This is a genomic window from Trichlorobacter ammonificans (assembly GCF_933509905.1).
In the GTDB taxonomy this organism is placed as follows: Bacteria; Desulfobacterota; Desulfuromonadia; order Geobacterales; family Pseudopelobacteraceae; genus Trichlorobacter; species Trichlorobacter ammonificans.
The window spans coordinates 2,541,910-2,559,098 of sequence record NZ_OW150024.1 but is presented as its reverse complement, the minus strand read 5'-3'; the positions used below and the strand labels follow the sequence as shown (position 1 = coordinate 2,559,098).

Genomic DNA, 17,189 nt, shown 5'->3' with positions numbered 1-17,189 from the left:
TCCGTGGGAAATTAGTACGGTGTTCCGTTCAGCTCTTGGTGACGACGATTCTGTCGCTGTAATCCAGGTCGATCCGGCGCAGGTCGGGGTGCCGGTCCTTCAGGTGTTCGTAGATACGGGCAAAACGGTTCAGTTTTTCTGTGAAATCCGACATGCCGATTCTGACGGGAACTGCGCCGGAGGTGGTGTACAGGGTAAAACCGTGGCCCTTATCGTAATGAATCTCCGATACATCCGCAAGGAGAAAAGCTCCCTGCCGTTGTAGCGCGGCAAGCAGTTCACAGGCGTTTTTCAACGCTTCGCGGGTTCCCGCCGGATCGCTGCCCAGATCCTCCTCGGTGAAGCCGGAGACCACCGGGTAGTCCAGCTTGTCACCGAAGTTGAGCGGCTTGAACGGTTCTCCCTGGGCGTCCAGGTAGTAGAGCAGTCCCAGGTTGACCACTGCCACCGGTTCCCGTTCCGTGATGCTGACCGCCAGCGTGCCCGGAAAGAAGCGTTGCACCCTGACATCGGCTACCCAGGGGTTGGCGGCGATCTGCCCGCCGATGGACTTCAGCCGCAGGGCGAGCATGTTTTCCCCGATGGAGACGCCGCCCAAAGCCAGGACTTCTGCGCGGGTCAACCGTTGGGTGCCGGTAATATCGATCTTCTGTACCGGAAACGAAGTTGTTTTGGTCAAACGGTGCACGGAAGCGGCCAACAGGCCACCCAGCAGCAGCACCAGCATCGCCCGGCTGCCGACCCGCACCAGCGGCAGCACGTAGGTACGCAGGTCAATGGGCTCCTTCTTGACCTTCATACGGTTCTGCGCAACCTTGCTGCGACCGCGGGAACCGTCGAGATGGCGCAGATCCGCCATCATGCGCCGGAGCCCGTTTTCAGGCCGGCGGTACTGAGGATCTCTTCCACCAGATCCTCGAAACTCAAGCCAGCTCCTTTGAGAGCGATTTCCGGCAACAGTGACAGGGCGGTCATCCCCGGCAGCGTGTTCACCTCCAGCACGTAGCAGTCACCCTGCTCGGTCACCAGAAAATCCACCCGGCTGTAACCGGAGCAGCCCAGGGCCCGGTGGGCCTGTACCCCCAGCTGCTGCACCGTTTCGTACAACTCCGCAGCGAGACGGGCCGGGAAAACATGTTCGGCCATGCCGTCGGCATACTTGGCCTCGTAGTCGTAGAACTCCTTCTTGGGGATGATCTCGATGGCGCCGATGGCCCGATCGTTCAGGATGCCGACCTGTACCTCCTGCCCCTTGACGTACTGCTCCACCAGGGCGATCCGGTCGTAACGAAACGCCTCGTCCAGGGACGGCGCAAGCTCGGCTGCCTGCTTGACGATGGCCACTCCCACCGACGACCCCTCCTGCACCGGCTTGACTACTGCCGGCAGGCCGAAGGGAAGCTGCTCCGGGGTGATCGTGGCTCCCCGCTGCACGGCAACGAAGGGGGTGGTGAGCAGTCCGGCGGCGCTGAACGCCTGCTTGGCGTACAGTTTGTGCATGGCCAGGGCGCTGGCCAGCACCCCGGAGCCGGTGTAGGGGATCTGCATCAGCTCCAGCAACCCCTGGATGCAGCCATCCTCGCCGTACCGGCCATGGAGGGCCACAAAGGCCACCTCGATCCGCTCTTCCCGCAGCACGTCGGCCACCGAGTGGCGTACGTCGATGGCGGTGCTGTCGTACCCCCGCTTGAGCAGTGCCTGGTGAACCGCCATGCCGCTTTTGATCGACACGTCGCGCTCGGCGGACAACCCTCCCATCAATACTCCGATCCGCTTATCCTTCATGGCTCATCCCCCACGATCCTGACCTCTTCTTCCAGCGTGATGCCGCATGCCGCCGACACCGCCTGTTTGACCCGGGCCGACAGGGCCAGGAAATCAGCCGCCGTGGCACCGCCGGCATTGACCAGAAAGTTGCTGTGTACCTCGGAGACCAGTGCTCCGCCCACCCGGCAGCCCCGCATGCCGGCAGCATCGATCAGCTTCCAGGCAGCCTGTCCCGGCGGATTTTTAAAAAACGAGCCGGCACTGGGGTGACCCACGTTGTGCTTGCTGCGCCGCAGTTCGGTATCCTTGCGAATCTCCTCCTCGGTCTCTGCCGGGTCTCGTGGTTCCAGACGCAGCGTGGCCGCCAGCACCAGGTCGCCCGGCAGCAGGTCCAGGCGGCGGTAGCCGTAGTCCAACTCGTCAATGCAGAACTCCCGCACCGTGCCGTCCCGCAGCAGGCTCATGCAGACGGTACGCTGCAGAATCCCTTCACCGTAAGCACCGGCGTTCATCCGGATGGCGCCGCCGATGGTACCGGGAATACCGGCAATAAAACCGATCCCTCCCAAGCCAAGGGCCTGGCCGAAACGGACCACGGTCAGGTTTTCTGCGCCGGCTCCGGCCCGGATGGTGACCTCGTCCAGGGACTCGATCCGGTTGAATCGTTCCAGCGAGATCACCGCGCCGCGGATGCCGCCATCCCGCACCAGCAGGTTGTAGCCCCGGCCGATGGCCAGCCAGGGGATCTGCCGTTCATGAAGTTGGCGCACCAACTGCTGCAGATCGTCCGCATCCTGGGGCACGGCGTACAAGTCGGCCGGTCCCCCCACCTTCAGGGAGGTATGCCGGCTCATCGGCTCATTGCGCAGCAGTGTGCCGCGTATGCACATGCCATCGAGACTCAATCAGCTCTCCAGAAGTTTCACCAGGGCTTCACCCTGCTGCCAGATATTCCCCGCTCCCAGGGTGATGACGATATCGCCCTCTTTCACCACCCCGGCCAGGTGTTCGGGAATCAACTCCCGAGTACCGATCCAGGTGACATCCTTCTGGCCGTGGCGACGAATCTCGTGGGCGAGCCGTTCCGCCGTGGCTCCTTCGATCGGCTGCTCACCGGCCGCATACACATCGGTCAGTACCAGCAGGTCGGCATCATAGAAGGCAGTGACGAATTCTCCGAACAGTTCATGGGTGCGGGTGTAGCGGTGGGGCTGAAAGACCGCCACGATCCTGCGTTCCGGCCATCCCTGCCGCGCCGCGGCCAGGGTGGCCTTGATCTCGGCCGGATGGTGGCCGTAGTCGTCCACCACCATGATCCCCCGCGGCTGCCCCTTGACGGTGAAGCGCCGCCCCACGCCGCTGAAGCCGGCAAACCCCTCCTGGATGGCGGAAAACGGGATATCCAGCTCCAGTGCCACGGCGATGCAGGCCATGGCGTTCAGCACGTTGTGGGGACCGGGCATCGGAAAGGAAACTTCTCCCAGCCGGTACCCCTTGTAGTGGGCGACAAAGGAGGTCTGGAACCCTTCGTGCCGGACGTGGGTGGCCCGGATATCGGCCTGGGAGGAAAGGCCGTAGGTCATGTAGCGCTTCTTGACCCGGGGCAGAATGCTCCGGATGTTGGGGTCATCCAGGCAGAGCACCGCCAGACCGTAGAACGGCACCTTGTTGATGAACTCGACGAACGTATCCTTGATCTCCTCGATACCGGCGTAATGATCCAGGTGGTCGGCGTCGATGTTGGTCACCACGGCGATGGTGGGGGAGAGCACCAGAAAGGAACCGTCCGACTCGTCCGCCTCGGCCACCAGGAACTTTCCCTGGCCCAGCCGGGCGTTGGTGCCGATGGCGTTCAGCTTGCCGCCGATCACGATGGTGGGGTCCATGCCGGCATGGCCGAGGATGGAAGCGGCCATGGAGGTGGTGGTGGTCTTGCCGTGGGTGCCGGCAATGGCGATGCCGTGCTTCATCCGCATCAGCTCCGCCAGCATTTCGGCCCGGGGGATCACCGGGATATGCAGACGCCGGGCCTCCACCACTTCCGGATTGTCGTCGTGCACTGCGGATGAGATCACCACCACATCCACGTTTTTCAGGTTTTCCGCCCGGTGCCCGATGCCGATTTCGGCGCCGAAGCCGGTCAGCCGCTCCGTGATCTCGGAACCGCGCAGGTCGGAGCCGGATACGGCGTAGCCCAGGTTCAGCAGCACCTCGGCGATGCCGCTCATGCCGATGCCGCCGATGCCGACGAAGTGAATTTTTTCTATGTTTCCGTACATGGCTGCAATCCTTTCAGCATCTCGTCAACAATGACCCGCGCCGCCTCCAGCCGGGCCATCCCGGCGGCATTCCTGCCGATCCGCTCCAGTCGTTCCCGATCATCCATCAATCCCGCAATGGTGCCAGCCAGGGTTTCCGGCGTCATATGCCGCTCCAGCATCAGTTCGCAGGCTTCATTTTTCAGTAGCGCCTCGGCATTCTTGCGCTGGTGATCGTCCGTGGCGTGGGGGAAGGGGATGAACAGGCACGCCTTGCCGATAGCCGTCACCTCGGCAATGGTGGTGGCACCGGCACGGCAGACGATCAGGTCGGCCCGGCGGTACTCACGGGCCATGTCGTCAATGAACGGCCGCACGTCGGCGTCGATACCGGCCTCCCGGTATCCCTGCCGCACTGCGGCCAGATCCTGTTCACCGGTCTGGTGAACGATGCGCAAATGCCCGGCCCGCTCATTGAGCAGGGCCATGGTGCGGGGCAATACTTCGTTCAGGGGGCGTGCCCCTTGGCTACCTCCGAAAACGAACAGATGGAACGGTGCATCCGGTGTGCGCTCACGGGTGACGGCGGCATGCTGCAGGCTTTCCAGAATCTGCGTGCGCAGCGGGTTGCCGGTGAGCAGGGTGCGTTCTTCCGGAAAGAACTGTCGCGCTTCCTCGAGGGAGATAAACACCCGGTCCGCAAACCGGGACAGGAGTTTGTTGGTCATGCCGGGCAGGGCATTTTGCTCGTGGATGAAGCGGGGAATATCCAGCCCCCTGGCCGCCAGCACCATCGGCAGCGAGGCATAGCCCCCCACCCCCAGCACCAGGTCCGGCCGGTAGCGTTTCAAGATGGTGCGTGACTGCGCATAGCCGTACAGAAGCTGCAGGGCTCCCGTCACCTTGGCCGTGAACCCCTTGCCCTTGATGCCGGCAGCGGAGACCAGTTCCAGGGGATAGCCCAGGCTTGGGATGACCCGTGCCTCGATCCCCCGTTCGCTTCCCACGAACAGCACTTGGTTGGAGCTGTCGCGGGAGAGGAACTCTTCGGCCACGGCGATGCCGGGAAAGAGATGTCCGCCGGTACCGCCGCCGGCCACGATCAGTTTCATCCGTTTTTCCTCTCCGCTGGTACGGTTTCCTTCAGCGTGCTGGAGATGTTCAGCAGCACCCCCACTGCGAACAGGCTGATCAGCAGCGAACTGCCGCCGTAGCTCAAAAACGGCAGGGCCAGCCCCTTGGTGGGAAGGATGCCGGTAACCACCCCCATGTTGACGCTGGCCTCAATGGCGAACAGGATGGCGATCCCCATGGCCAGGAAGCGTCCGAAGGGTTCCTGGGTGGCCAGGGCGATCCGCATCGCCCGTTGCACCAGGATGAAGAACATGCCGATAATGATCAACACCCCTATGAAGCCCAGTTCTTCGCCCACCACGGAGAGGATGAAGTCGGTGTGGGCCTCCGGCAGGTAGAACAGTTTCTGCTTGCCCTCGCCCAGTCCTTGGCCCAACAGGCCGCCAGCCCCGAAGGCGTACTTGGACTGGGTAATCTGCCAGCCGATACCGGTGGGATCCAGTTCCGGATTCATAAACGCCTTGATCCTGCGCCAACGATAGGCGGAGGTGTAGATCAGGTACCAGACGAAGGGGGCCGCCACCATCATGGTGCCGATGATGAAGACCAGCCGGGTGCCGGCGGTAAAAAGCATCAGGATGGTGACGCCGGCCAGGGTCAGGGCCGCCCCCAGGTCCGGCTGCTTGAGAATCAGCCCCAACAGCACCATCAACACGACCATGTAGGGGAGGAAACCGGCGGAGAGCAGCTTGATCCGGTCCTGCTTCTTGGCGATGGAGTAGGCCAGATACATGATCAGGGCGATCTTGGCGAACTCCGACGGTTGCAGGTTGAAACCGGGCAGCCTGATCCAGCGGGAGGCCCCCTTGACCTTGCCGCCGATGCCGGGGATCAGCACCAGCACCAGCAGTACCAGACTGACCAGCAACAGCGGTACCGCCAGTCGTTGCCAGTAACGATAGTCGATCCGCATGGCAACGGCGGCGATGATAAAGCCGACCAGCGCGAAGGTCCCCTGGCGCTTGAGGAAAAATGCGCTGTCCTGGAAGTTTTTGGCTGCCATCACCGACGAGGCGGAATAGACCATGACGACCCCGAAAGAGGTAAGCGCCACCACCATCAGCAACAGAACCAGGTCGTATCCTTCCAGTTTTCTCAGCATGGGTTGTTTCCTTACGCTGTTGTCGGACCACTCTGGCCGGTCCGACATGTTCGACCCTCTACAGCGCCTTGACCGCGGCGATGAACCGCTGTGCCCGCTCTTCGTAGTCCCGGAACATATCGAAGCTGGAGCAGGCGGGAGAGAGCAGCACTACGCCGCCGGGGCGGCTGCGGGCCGCCGCCAGGGCTACCGCCTCTTCAAGGCTGGCCGCCTTGCAGGTGGCGGTGAGACTCCCCAACTCTGCGGCAATGCGGTCGGCCGCCTCGCCGATCAGCACCAGCTGGCGGACCCGGCTCCGTACCAGCTCCGCCAACGGGGCGTAGCTGCCCCCCTTATCCTTGCCGCCGGCGATCAGCGTGATGTTGTCGAAGCTTTCCAGTGCCTTGGCCACGCTGCCCACATTGGTGGCCTTGCTGTCTTCAAAGTACCGCACGCCGTTTACCTCGCGGACGAATTCCATCCGGTGGTGCAGGGGTTCGAAACGGTTGAGCAGCGCCAGGCAGGGCTCGCGCTCGCAGCCCAGAAGCAGGGCGCAGGCCAGGGCCGCCATGATGTTCTCCAGGTTATGCACCCCCTGCAGCTTGAAACCGGCCACGGGAAAGCGACACTCAGCATCCTGGTGCCGGAACACGATCTCGTCGCCCTGGCAGAAGATGCCCTCCTCAAGCTCCCGCTTCCGGCTGAAGGGGATGAGGCGGGCCTTGAGGGAGCGGGCCGCCTGCCAGACCAGGTCGTCGTCGCGGTTCACGACCGCGTAATCCTCGGAGGTCTGGTTCTCGAAGATGCGCAGCTTGGCGTCGATATACTCCTGGTAGCCGGCGTAGCGGTCCAGGTGGTCTTCGGAGATGTTGAGCAGGGCCGCCACCCGGGGCCGGAATGTGGCGATCCACTCAAGCTGAAACGAACTGATTTCAGCGACAACCCGCTGTACGGCCGTTCCCGATTCCGGCAGCTCGATGAGGGGATTGCCGATGTTGCCTCCCACATAGGTAGTAAAACCGCAGGCCGTAAACAGCTCCCCGGCCAGAGTGGTGGTGGTGGTTTTGCCGTTGGTACCGGTGATGGCCACCAGCGGCGCATCGATGAAACGTGCGGCCAGCTCGATCTCGCTGACGATCTCCCGTCCGGCCGCTTTTGCCGCCGTCAGTAGGGGGTGGTCCATCGGCACGCCGGGAGAAACCACGATCAGATCGGCCAGCAGGAAGTCCTGCTCGTCGTGACGCCCCAGCACGAAGCGGATGTCATACTCCTGCAACTCGTTCAGCACTGCTGCCAAAGTAACGGCGTCCCGCAGATCGGTGGCAACGACCCGCGCTCCCCGCAGAGCCAGGAAGCGGGCACAGGCCACGCCGGTTCTGGCAAGCCCCATGACAACGGTATGGCGGTTGGTCAGATCCATGTCAGCGCATCTTCAGGGTGGAAATGGCGACCAGGGCCAGGATGATGGTGATGATCCAGAAGCGGACGATGATCTTGGGTTCCGCCACCCCTTTCAGTTCAAAATGGTGGTGGATCGGCGCCATGCGGAAAATCCGCTTGCCCCGGTATTTGTAGGACCCCACCTGGAAGATCACGGAGAGAGCCTCCACGACGAAAATGCCGCCCACGATCACCAGCAGAATCTCCTGCTTGGTCAGCACCGCGATGATGCCCAGGGTCCCCCCCAGCGAAAGGGACCCCACATCCCCCATGAATACTTCGGCCGGGTAGGAGTTGAACCAGAGAAAGCCCAGCCCGGCCCCCACCATGGCACCGCAGATGACTGCCAGCTCCCCGGCACCGGGCACCCGCGGAATCTGCAGGTAGCTGGACAGGGTGGCGTGGCCGGCGATGTAAGCAAAGAGCATGTAGGTGGCGGCGTTGATGGCCACCGGCCCGATGGCCAGGCCGTCCAGGCCGTCGGTCAGGTTGACGGCATTACTGGCGCCAACGATGACCAGGGCGGCAAAGGGTATGAAGAAGATGCCGAGATCGGGATGGAAATTTTTGAAGAACGGGACGTACAGCATCTCGTTGAATCCAGGGGTCAGGTAGAGATACACCGCCACGCCGCCGGCCAGCACCACCTGCCAGAACATTTTCTGGCGAGCTGAGAGACCTTTCGGGTTTTTTTCCACCACTTTCTTGTAGTCGTCCACAAAACCGATCAGGCCGTAGCCCCCCAGGATGGTGAGGGTGATCCAGACGTACGAGTTGCGCAGGTCTGCCCAGAGAAGGGTGGGAATGACGATGGCTGCCAGGATGATCAGCCCCCCCATGGTGGGGGTTCCCTGCTTTTCCAGGTGGGATTCCGGTCCGTCGGTACGGATCACTTGCCGGGCACGCAGCCCTTCCAGTTTGCGGATGATCCAGGGCCCCAGGACGAAGCAGACAATCAGGGCGGTGATCATGGCATAGATAGTGCGGAAGGTCAGGTACTTGAAGATGTTAAGGATCTTAAGGTCCGATGCCAGCGGATAAAAAATGTGATACAGCATGTCAGTTCTCCTGACGGCCGCCGAGCCGTATGCCGTGTGCAATTCGTTCCATGTTCATCCCCCGCGATCCCTTGACCAGTACCAGGTCGCCGCTTTTTGCCCGTTTCAGGATGTCCCGGATGACCGTGTCGTGATCCGGCGCCCTGACTACGGCATCCGGGGCCATGCCGGCGGCAATGGCTGTCTCGGCGGTGTGGGCGGTCAGATCACCGAACAGGTAGAGCCGGTCGGCGACCTGCGCTGCCTGGGCTCCCAGGCGACGGTGCAGGTCCACTTCATCCGCTCCCAGCTCCAGCATGTCTCCCAGCGCCACGAAAGCTTGCCGGCCATCCTTCAGCTCAGCCAGCGTTGCCAGGGCAGCGGCGCAGGAAGCAGGGTTGGCGTTATAGCTGTCATCGATCAGTACCAGCGCATGCGCGGTTTCCAGTTGGAACCGCCCGTTGTAGGGCCTGAAATCGGCAAGTCCGGCGGCGATGGTATCCAGGGGAACCAGCTCCAGCAAAGCCGCTGCCGTGGCCAGGGCATTGTACACCGCGTGGCTGCCGAAGGCGGCCAGGGTTATTTCCCTGTTGCCCCGGGGGGTGACCAGCTGGAACTGCTGGCCTGCCAGTCCCAGTGATACGATCCCTTCCGCCCGCACTTCGCCGCGGCGGATGCCGAAACTGATCCGGCGGGCCGATGAATTCTGAGGCAGGGATGCCACCCGCGGGTCATCGGCGTTCACCACCGCCAAGCCGTTATCCTGAATGCGGTGCAGCAGTTCGCCCTTGGCCCGTGCCACTGCCTCAACACTGCCCATACTGGCCAAGTGGGCCGGAAAGGCATTGAGTACGATACCCACCAGCGGAAGAGCGATCTCGGCAAGCCGGTCGATCTCCCCCGGTTCGCTCATTCCCATCTCCAGCACGGCCCAGCGGTGCTCAGGAACCAGCTGGAAGATCATCCGGGGCAGACCGATCAGATTGTTCAGATTCCCCTCGGTTTTCAAGCCGGCTCCGGTACGTGCCAGCACCGCAGCCAGCATCTCCTTGGTGGTGGTTTTGCCGTTGCTGCCGGTAACGCCGATCACCGGCAGACTGAAGCGCCGCCGGTAGGCCGCGGCCAAGTCTCCCAGGGCCTGCAGGCTGTTTTTGACGGCAACGCAACTACAGTCGGCGTGCAAAGGATGCGTTTTCAGGTACCGCTCTTCCGCGAGCACCACCCGTACGCCTTTGGCGGTGACCTCCTCCAGAAAGCGGTGGCCGTCGAAGGTGGCGCCACGCAGCGGAACGAACAGTTCGTCCATCGCAACGACGCGCGAGTCAGTGGAGACGCCGCGTACAGTACGGTCCGACGGCCCGACGATCCGGCCACCCACGGCAGCGGCTATCTCGGTAACGCTGAACATGTCAGGCGCACTCCCCGAGGGCGGCGGCAGCTTCCTCCCGATCGTCGAAATGATGTTTGGTGCGGCCGATGATCTGGTAATCCTCGTGCCCTTTACCGGCCAGCAGCAGGATATCGCCCGGGCTGGCCAGGCGTGCGGCACAGCGGATCGCCGCGCGACGGTTTTCCAGGCAGGTGAATCCTTGCTCGCTGAAACCGTCCTGCAGTGCCTCGGGCGCGTATTCCCGCAAGCCCAGTGGCAGGATGCCGTTTCTGATCTGACTGATAATCTGTGCCGGATCCTCGGTGCGGGGGTTGTCGGAAGTGACCACGGCAAGGTCGGAGTAGCGTGCGGCAATTTCACCCATGATCGGTCGCTTGCCGGGATCGCGGTCGCCGCCGCAGCCGAAGACCGAGATGATCCGGCCGGTAGCCAGTGCCTTCAGGGTCTTGAGTACATTCTCCAGGGCGTCGCCGGTGTGGGCGTAATCCACCAGGCAGGTAACACCCCGGTTGTTTGCCACGCTTTCCAGGCGTCCCGGTACGGTGGCATGGGAGGCGATCCCCCGGACGATAGCCTCCAGCGGGATGCCGAGGGCATGGCCCACCCCGGCGGCGGCCAGCAGGTTGGAAAGGTTGTAGCTGCCCAGCAGCCGCGAATTGAAGGGGCGTTCTCCCGCAGGGGTTACCAGCAGCCCACGGGTTCCCTGTACGGAGACCTGCAGATCCCGTGCGGTGACGACGGCCTCGGGATGCAGTCCGTAGCCAATGGCGGGACAGGATGCGGCAGCCATGAACTCCTGTCCTGCGGGATCGTCCAGGTTGACGACCGCACGGCGCAACGGCTTGAGGGAGTCCGGTTGCAGCAGGTCGCTGAACAGCCGTAGCTTGGCCTGTTTGTAGCTTTCCATGTCACCGTGGTAGTCCAGGTGGTCCCGGGTCAGGTTGGTAAAGACGCCCACGTCGAAACGACAGCCATCAACCCGGTGCTGTTCCAGGGCATGGGAGGAGACTTCCATGATGAAGCCCCGTGCCCCCAGTCCGGCCAAACGGCTGAACAGCCCCTGCAACTCGATCGACTCGGGCGTGGTATGGCTGGCTTCAAGCGTTGTTTCGCCGAACCGGTAGCTGACGGTCCCCAATACGGCGCAGGGGATGCCGGCCGCTGCCAGTATGCCCTCCACGATGTAGGTGGTAGTGGTCTTGCCGTTAGTGCCGGTGATTCCCACCAGCGGCAGCCGGTCCGTGGGGGATCCGTGGAAGCGTGCAGCTATCCGTGCCATACTCTCCCGGCCGTCAGCCACCTGGACCCAGGGACGGTCGGCGGGGGCAGCGGAATCGTCTTCAAGGACAATGGCCGCAGCTCCGGCGGCTATCGCACGGTCGATATAGTCATGACCGTCCGCTGTGGTTCCGCGCAGGGCAAAAAAGAGCGTACCCGGCGTCACTGCACGGGAATCGCAGGCGAGCGCACGGATTTCCGTTGCCAGGTCGCCGCCAGTCGCGAGAAGGGTACTACCGTCTATCAGCTCTGCGAGTTTCATGTGCGTTTCCTATGTCGCTGGTGCCAAACGAACCCAGACCCCGTCCGATCCCTGAATCTTCTGGCCCGGCTGCGGATGCTGCTCCACAACCCGACCGTTTCCCCGTACCTGGATATTCAATTGGTGTTTTTCCATCACCTGCAGAACCCGGCGCATGCTCATGCCCGTAAAGTCCGGCATGAGCAGCACCGACACCGGCCCCCGGTCGGTGTCGGTATCCACCAGGGTGATGCCGGCTGCGCGTGGAATAACCGGCTGAGCCGTCTCTTCACTGCCTTTGACCTGGGCGGCTTTTTTTACCGGTGCACATACTTCGGCACTTCCATGACTGCTGCCCGAGATGGCCTTCAGGTAACAGAGCGAGTTGATGGCCACCTCCCGAAATACCGGTGCAGCCACCACACCACCATACGGACTGGTACGCGGTTCGTCGATCACCACCAGAATCGTCATCAGCGGCTTGTCGCTGGGAACGAAGCCGATGAAGGAGGCGGTACGCCGGGTGCTGGAGTACCCTTTGCCGTGAGAGTCGGCCTTCTGGGCGGTACCGGTCTTGCCGGCCACCTTGATCTCCTCGAGGGCGGCATTGGTGCCGGTGCCGCCGGCGGCGACCACTCCCTCCATCATACGGGTCACGCTGGCGGCAGTGGAGGGGGAGACTATCCGCCGCAGCGCCTGCGGTGAAAAACTCTGGATGGTCTGGCCATTCGTGTCGGTTATCCGCTCCACTAGGTACGGTTTCATTAAGGTTCCGCCGTTGGCGACGGCGGACGTTGCGGCGACCAGTTGCAGGGCGGAGACCGATATTCCCTGACCAAATGAGATGGTGGCGATGTCGCTGCCGTACCAGCGGTTGACCGGGCGCAGTGAGCCGCTGACCTCGCCGGGCAGGTCGATACCGGTCTTCTGGCCGAAGCCGAAGGAGGTAAGGTAGCGGTGCAGACGGTCGTCACCCAGTTTCAGGCCGATTTTGGCCGAACCGATGTTGCTTGAATACTTGAGCACTTCGGCAACCGTCAGCCGTCCCTTGGGGTGGTCGTCCCGGATGATCCTGCCGCCGAAGGAATATCTGCCGTTCTCGCAGTTGATGCTGTTCTGGGGAGAGACGATCTTCTCCTCAAGGGCAGCGGCCAGCAGAAATATCTTGAGGGTTGAGCCGGGCTCAAAGCTGTCCGCCACGGCTCGGTTGCGTAGCTGGAACGGCTGATACTGGTTGTAGGAGTTGGGGTTGAAGGTCGGATAATTGGCCATGGCCAGTATCTTGCCGGTCGCCGGCTCGGCCACGATGACCATGCCGCTTTTGGCCCCACTGGACTGGACCGCCTTGGTCAGCTCCTTCTCGGCAAGGTACTGTATGTTCTTGTCCAGAGTCAGGATCAGGTTTTTCCCCGGTGAAGCGTCGGTCACCACGGCACTCTTGACGGCAACATCGCGACCGAGGGCGTCGCGCTCCGTCACCAGGTAGCCCCCCTTGCCCAAAATGGTGCTGTCGTAGCGGCGCTCCAGCCCTTCCAGTCCTTCCGGGTCCAGTCCCGTAAAGCCTAAAACATGGGCGGCCACCTCGTAGTTGGGGTAGAAGCGTTTGCTTTCTTTGGCAAAGCCGATACCGGTCAGTTTCATCTGGCGGATACGTGCCGCAGTTTCCGGGCTGATCTGCCGTTCGATCCAGATAAATCCGCGATCTGAAGATAGCTTCCTGAGCAGCTCCTGTTCGGAAATGTCCAGAAGTGGCGCCAGAATGGCGGCAACGGTTTCGGGATTTTTGATTCGTCGCGGCTCGGCGTAGAGGGAGTCCATTTCCAGCGACACTGCCAGGGAGGCGCCACTGCGGTCGTAGATGCCGCCCCGGGCAGGGGTCAGGGGAACCGTGCGCTGGTGCTGGCGCTCGGCCATCTTGACTAAGTGCTCGTGCTGGAGCACCTGCAGGGAAAAGGTCCTGACGGCAACCGCTACGAAGGCACAGGAAAAAAGGCCCGCGACCATGAGGATCCGGATTCTGGCCCACTTTTCCCGTTCGTTCGTCATTGCGTGCTCCCCTGTCGGGCGATGGGTGCGTTATTCCCGGACCAGGATGATCTGTTCTTCCCGGGGGACGGCCATGCCAAGATCCCGTTTGGCAATGGTCTCGATCCTGGCCGGTGTTTTCAGCGACGCCACCTCCAGTTGCAGTTGTTTCTGCTCCTGTTCGAGACTCTTCAGTTTGCGGCTTGCCTCGCTCACCTGGAGGTTCAGCTCTATCAGGCGAAAGCGGGACCAGACGTGAAAAATGGAAACGATGGTCAACAGGATCATGCAGATCATCAGGAAACGGGCAACATCCAGCCGGCGGACGGAAAACCCGCGACCAACCTGCTGAGGCAGCAGTACTTTGCCATAATCGGTTTTTGCGGTGCCCATCGGCGCCTCCTGTCAGAGTTTTTCCAGGGCTCTCAGCTTTGCACTCCGTGCGCGCGGGTTCTCGCTGCGCTCCTCGGTTCCGGCGATAACCGGCTTGCCGGTGATCAGACGTCCCCGCGGCGTTCTGCCACAGGTGCAGTGCGGAAAGCGGGGAGGACAAACGCAGCCGGTTGCCGCTTCCCGGAACAACTGCTTGACGATCCGGTCCTCAAGGGAGTGGAAGGAAATCACCACCAGACGTCCTCCCGGGGCCAGCAGCTCGATGCCGGCCACCACCCCCTGCCGTACCTGCTCCAATTCGCTGTTGACCGCCATCCGCAGTGCCTGAAAGGTACGGGTGGCGGGGTGAATACGCTCCTCGTGAAACCGGCGCGGAATGGTCCTTTCGACCAGCTCCGCCAGTTCGAGGGTTGAGGTAAATGCCCGCTCGCTCCGAGCGGCAACGATCCGTGTTGCGATCTTGCGTGCCCAGCGCTCTTCGCCGTAGTCACGGATGATCCGTTCCAGCTCCTGCTCCGACGCCCGGTTGACCAGTTCAGCGGCACTCTCGCCCGCCGCAGGGTCCATCCGCATATCCAGGGGGCCGTTAGTGCGGAAGCTGAACCCCCGTTCCGGGCTGTCCAGTTGGTGGGAGGAAACGCCCAGGTCCAGCAGGAAGCCGTCGATGGCTCCGATACCTGCCTGGCGCAGAATCTCCGCCAGGTTGCCGAAGCTACCCCGGACCGAATGGAAGCGGTCGCCGAAACGGTTGAGACGCTCCCCGGCAGCCGCCAGTGCGGCCGGATCCCGGTCAATGCCGAGTACCCTGCCATCGGGGGCGCTGGCTTCAAGGAGCTGTTCGCTGTGTCCGCCGCCGCCCAGGGTGCCGTCAACATACATGCCGCCAGAGCGGGGGGCGAGATGCTGCAGAACCTCAGCCGCCATGACCGACCTGTGTTGAAAGGAGGCCACGACTACAGACCGATGGCGGCCAGTGCCGCGGAATCCTGCGGGAAGTTGCGTTCATCCTGGCTGTTGACGCGGGCATAGGTTTCACGCGACCAGACATCAAAGCGCTTGCCCATGCCGACCAGGTAGAGATCCCGCTCCAGCTCGGCATGGAGACGCAGGGATGGCGGGATCAGCACCCGTCCCAGCTTGTCCGGACAACACTCCTGAGCCGGCCCCAGCACCAAGCGCTTCAGGCTGTTCAGTTGGGCAAGAGCAAAACCGTCTTCATTGGTCTGTATGCGGCGTTCCACGTCGCGCCATTCCCTGAGAGGGTAGACCGAAAGTCCGCGGCCAAAGCTGCCGTCGTCGAAATCCACCGGCGATGATTTCGTAATGACAAACCGTTCGTCGCCGAAAGCCTGCAGCAACACGTCCCGGAATTTAGCCGGAATGCTGGTGCGCCCTTTGCTGTCGATGGTTGTCAGGCATTCGCCGCTGAACATAGATTTTCCACGTTATGCCAAAATTTCCCACTTTTTTCCACTTCGGGGCAAACTATAGCAGAGGGCAAGAGGCTGTCAAGCACAAAACGGCATTGTTTCCACAGCGGCTGTGACGGCGGAGGGGCTGGGTTTCGGCAGTATGGGGGCTGCAGCAAGGAGGTGGAGCGAACGGAAAACGCCCCCGCTGAACGGAGGCGCCTGAAGGGGGATCAGGTGTGCGGCTGCTTCTTTCGGCGTTCCGCCAGGGACACCACTTTGCTGCTGCCTGCAGGGGCCTGTTTCACGGGGACTTCCGGTGCGTCCAGGGGGGGCGGCAGCTCTTTTTCAACGGGGGAAATCAGCTTTTCCAGTTGCAACGGGGTGCCGCCCATGGTGAAGGGGTGTCCCTCAAGCTGGTTGTCGTCAAGTATCCAGGTAAAAACCTGCAACGGAAAGGTCAGCACCAGCAGCTTGACCTGCCACCAGCCCGGCTTGACGTCGGGGGTAATGTCTTCGATACGTGCGTAAAACCCCGGCTTGTCGTCGACATGCACCAGGACGAGGTCGTTTGCTATGGCCATGATGAATCCCTTGTTTTCGTAGGTGGTAGAAACGTTATTGGCTGGAGCAGTCCGTAAGCCGGGTTCTGTTCCCGCGGACGGTTACCCGTCAGCGGGTGACGATCATTCATCTGGGATCGCCGTTACCGACGACCTCGAGCGATCAACCCGGAGACACGGGCGGGCCACCCTTGACGTCTCCCTATTCGATCTTGCTCCTGGCGGGGTTTACCTGGCATTCGACGTCACCGCCGAACCCGGTGAGCTCTTACCTCACCCTTTCACCCTTACCTGTCGTGACAGGCGGACTTCTCTCTGTGGCACTTTCCCTGGGGTCGCCCCCGCTGGACGTTATCCAGCGCCTTGCCCTGCGGAGCCCGGACTTTCCTCCACCGCCGTGCAGCGGCAGCGATCGTCTGTCCTGCTCCAGCCAATCTTTCTATTGTTGCGCTTGTTCCTGCTTGAGAATCAGTATCCGCTGGCAGTGGGGACAGAACAGCAGTTCGTCACCCCTGAACAGGGTATTGTAGAGTTGCGGCGGCAGGTGCATGTTGCACCCCAGGCAGGAGCCGCCCTGCACTTCGGCCAGTGCTTGGCCGCGTCGCTGTTCGCGCAGCTGCTGGTACCGCCGGACCAGGTTCGCGGGAAGCTGGCTGACGATCGCCTCCCGGCCGGCGGTTGCGGCGTCAACTTCGCGTTGCAGTGAATCGATCATGTCGCTCTTCTCGGTGGCAACAGCCCTGCCGCTTTCCTCGCGAGACAGCAGTTCGGCCTGCTGGGCCTCCAGAACGGCGCGTAGTTCGTCAGTACGTGTCGTGAGGCCAAGGATCTGCTCCTCCAGCTCCCCGACCTGCTTGCGGGCGGTACTGATCTCACGGCCGACCGCTTGAAACTCCTTGTTGGTCCGAATCTCCTTGACGTGGGATTCCGAGCGCTTGATGTTGTCCAGCTCCGTTGCCAGCGCGTTTTCCAGCTCGTTCTTCTGGCGTTCGAGGTCGGCCATCTGCGCCAGGTTCGTTTCGTGTGCCTGTCTGAAGGCAGCGACGTCCTGCTCATTCCCGGCAATTTCTGCACGCAGCGCTGTCTGGGCAAGACACTTGTCGTCAATGGTGCGGTCAAGGGTCTGCAGCTCTTCCAACAGGGACAGTTTCTTTTTCATTGCTTCTCCTTCGT

The 17,189-nt window shown here is 62.2% G+C and carries 16 protein-coding genes and 1 other RNA gene; all 17 read right to left on the bottom strand.

Translation table 11 applies throughout. The features are described from left to right. Positions 1 to 28 precede the first annotated feature (28 nt). Positions 29 to 862 carry a cell division protein FtsQ/DivIB gene (locus tag RAK07_RS11725; RefSeq protein WP_305733018.1) on the bottom strand — a complete coding sequence of 278 codons (834 nt, stop codon included), beginning with the start codon at positions 860 to 862 and terminating at the stop codon, positions 29 to 31. Then, the gene (locus tag RAK07_RS11720; RefSeq protein WP_305733017.1) at positions 859 to 1,785 is read right to left on the bottom strand and encodes a D-alanine--D-alanine ligase; all 927 of its coding nucleotides are present in this window, start codon (positions 1,783 to 1,785) and stop codon (positions 859 to 861) included. The genes RAK07_RS11725 and RAK07_RS11720 overlap by 4 nt, the downstream gene beginning before the upstream one ends. Further along, positions 1,782 to 2,657: a UDP-N-acetylmuramate dehydrogenase gene (gene murB, locus RAK07_RS11715; protein ID WP_305733016.1), complete on the bottom strand. Its 876-nt coding sequence runs from the start codon at positions 2,655 to 2,657 to the stop codon at positions 1,782 to 1,784. Before murB ends, RAK07_RS11720 begins: the two co-directional genes overlap by 4 nt. Before the next feature lie 15 nt (positions 2,658 to 2,672). After that, positions 2,673 to 4,046: a UDP-N-acetylmuramate--L-alanine ligase gene (gene murC, locus RAK07_RS11710; RefSeq protein WP_305733015.1), complete on the bottom strand. Its 1,374-nt coding sequence runs from the start codon at positions 4,044 to 4,046 to the stop codon at positions 2,673 to 2,675. Next, positions 4,031 to 5,137, bottom strand: coding sequence for an undecaprenyldiphospho-muramoylpentapeptide beta-N-acetylglucosaminyltransferase (murG, locus tag RAK07_RS11705; RefSeq protein ID WP_305733014.1), 1,107 nt, complete (start codon positions 5,135 to 5,137; stop codon positions 4,031 to 4,033). The genes murC and murG overlap by 16 nt, the downstream gene beginning before the upstream one ends. After that, positions 5,134 to 6,261, bottom strand: coding sequence for a putative lipid II flippase FtsW (gene ftsW / locus RAK07_RS11700; RefSeq protein ID WP_305733013.1), 1,128 nt, complete (start codon positions 6,259 to 6,261; stop codon positions 5,134 to 5,136). The genes murG and ftsW overlap by 4 nt, the downstream gene beginning before the upstream one ends. A 58-nt stretch (positions 6,262 to 6,319) precedes the next feature. After that, on the bottom strand, positions 6,320 to 7,660 hold the full coding sequence (gene murD, locus RAK07_RS11695; RefSeq protein WP_305733012.1) for a UDP-N-acetylmuramoyl-L-alanine--D-glutamate ligase: 1,341 nt from the start codon (positions 7,658 to 7,660) through the stop codon (positions 6,320 to 6,322). A gap of 1 nt (position 7,661) precedes the next feature. After that, positions 7,662 to 8,738 (bottom strand): phospho-N-acetylmuramoyl-pentapeptide-transferase, encoded by a 1,077-nt coding sequence (gene mraY, locus RAK07_RS11690; protein WP_305733011.1) that lies wholly within the window; start codon positions 8,736 to 8,738, stop codon positions 7,662 to 7,664. Between the two features lies 1 nt (position 8,739). Beyond that, a complete protein-coding gene (locus RAK07_RS11685; protein WP_305733010.1) occupies positions 8,740 to 10,125 on the bottom strand; it encodes a UDP-N-acetylmuramoyl-tripeptide--D-alanyl-D-alanine ligase in 1,386 nt (461 codons plus the stop codon). 1 nt (position 10,126) lies between these two features. Further along, the gene (locus RAK07_RS11680; RefSeq protein WP_305733009.1) at positions 10,127 to 11,647 is read right to left on the bottom strand and encodes a UDP-N-acetylmuramoyl-L-alanyl-D-glutamate--2,6-diaminopimelate ligase; all 1,521 of its coding nucleotides are present in this window, start codon (positions 11,645 to 11,647) and stop codon (positions 10,127 to 10,129) included. Between the two features lie 9 nt (positions 11,648 to 11,656). After that, complete coding sequence (locus RAK07_RS11675) at positions 11,657 to 13,672, bottom strand: PASTA domain-containing penicillin-binding protein (protein WP_305733008.1); 2,016 nt, start codon at positions 13,670 to 13,672, stop codon at positions 11,657 to 11,659. 30 nt (positions 13,673 to 13,702) lie between these two features. Beyond that, positions 13,703 to 14,044 carry a cell division protein FtsL gene (gene ftsL / locus RAK07_RS11670; RefSeq protein WP_305733007.1) on the bottom strand — a complete coding sequence of 114 codons (342 nt, stop codon included), beginning with the start codon at positions 14,042 to 14,044 and terminating at the stop codon, positions 13,703 to 13,705. A gap of 12 nt (positions 14,045 to 14,056) precedes the next feature. Beyond that, positions 14,057 to 14,995 (bottom strand): 16S rRNA (cytosine(1402)-N(4))-methyltransferase RsmH, encoded by a 939-nt coding sequence (gene rsmH / locus RAK07_RS11665; protein WP_305733006.1) that lies wholly within the window; start codon positions 14,993 to 14,995, stop codon positions 14,057 to 14,059. A gap of 2 nt (positions 14,996 to 14,997) precedes the next feature. Continuing rightward, a complete protein-coding gene (gene mraZ, locus RAK07_RS11660) occupies positions 14,998 to 15,477 on the bottom strand; it encodes a division/cell wall cluster transcriptional repressor MraZ (RefSeq protein WP_305733005.1) in 480 nt (159 codons plus the stop codon). 209 nt (positions 15,478 to 15,686) lie between these two features. Beyond that, positions 15,687 to 16,037: a hypothetical protein gene (locus tag RAK07_RS11655; RefSeq protein ID WP_305733004.1), complete on the bottom strand. Its 351-nt coding sequence runs from the start codon at positions 16,035 to 16,037 to the stop codon at positions 15,687 to 15,689. A gap of 39 nt (positions 16,038 to 16,076) precedes the next feature. After that, positions 16,077 to 16,444, bottom strand: an RNA gene (rnpB, locus tag RAK07_RS11650) — RNase P RNA component class A. Between the two features lie 11 nt (positions 16,445 to 16,455). Beyond that, positions 16,456 to 17,175 carry a zinc ribbon domain-containing protein gene (locus RAK07_RS11645; RefSeq protein WP_305733003.1) on the bottom strand — a complete coding sequence of 240 codons (720 nt, stop codon included), beginning with the start codon at positions 17,173 to 17,175 and terminating at the stop codon, positions 16,456 to 16,458. Between the last annotated feature and the right edge of the window lie 14 nt (positions 17,176 to 17,189).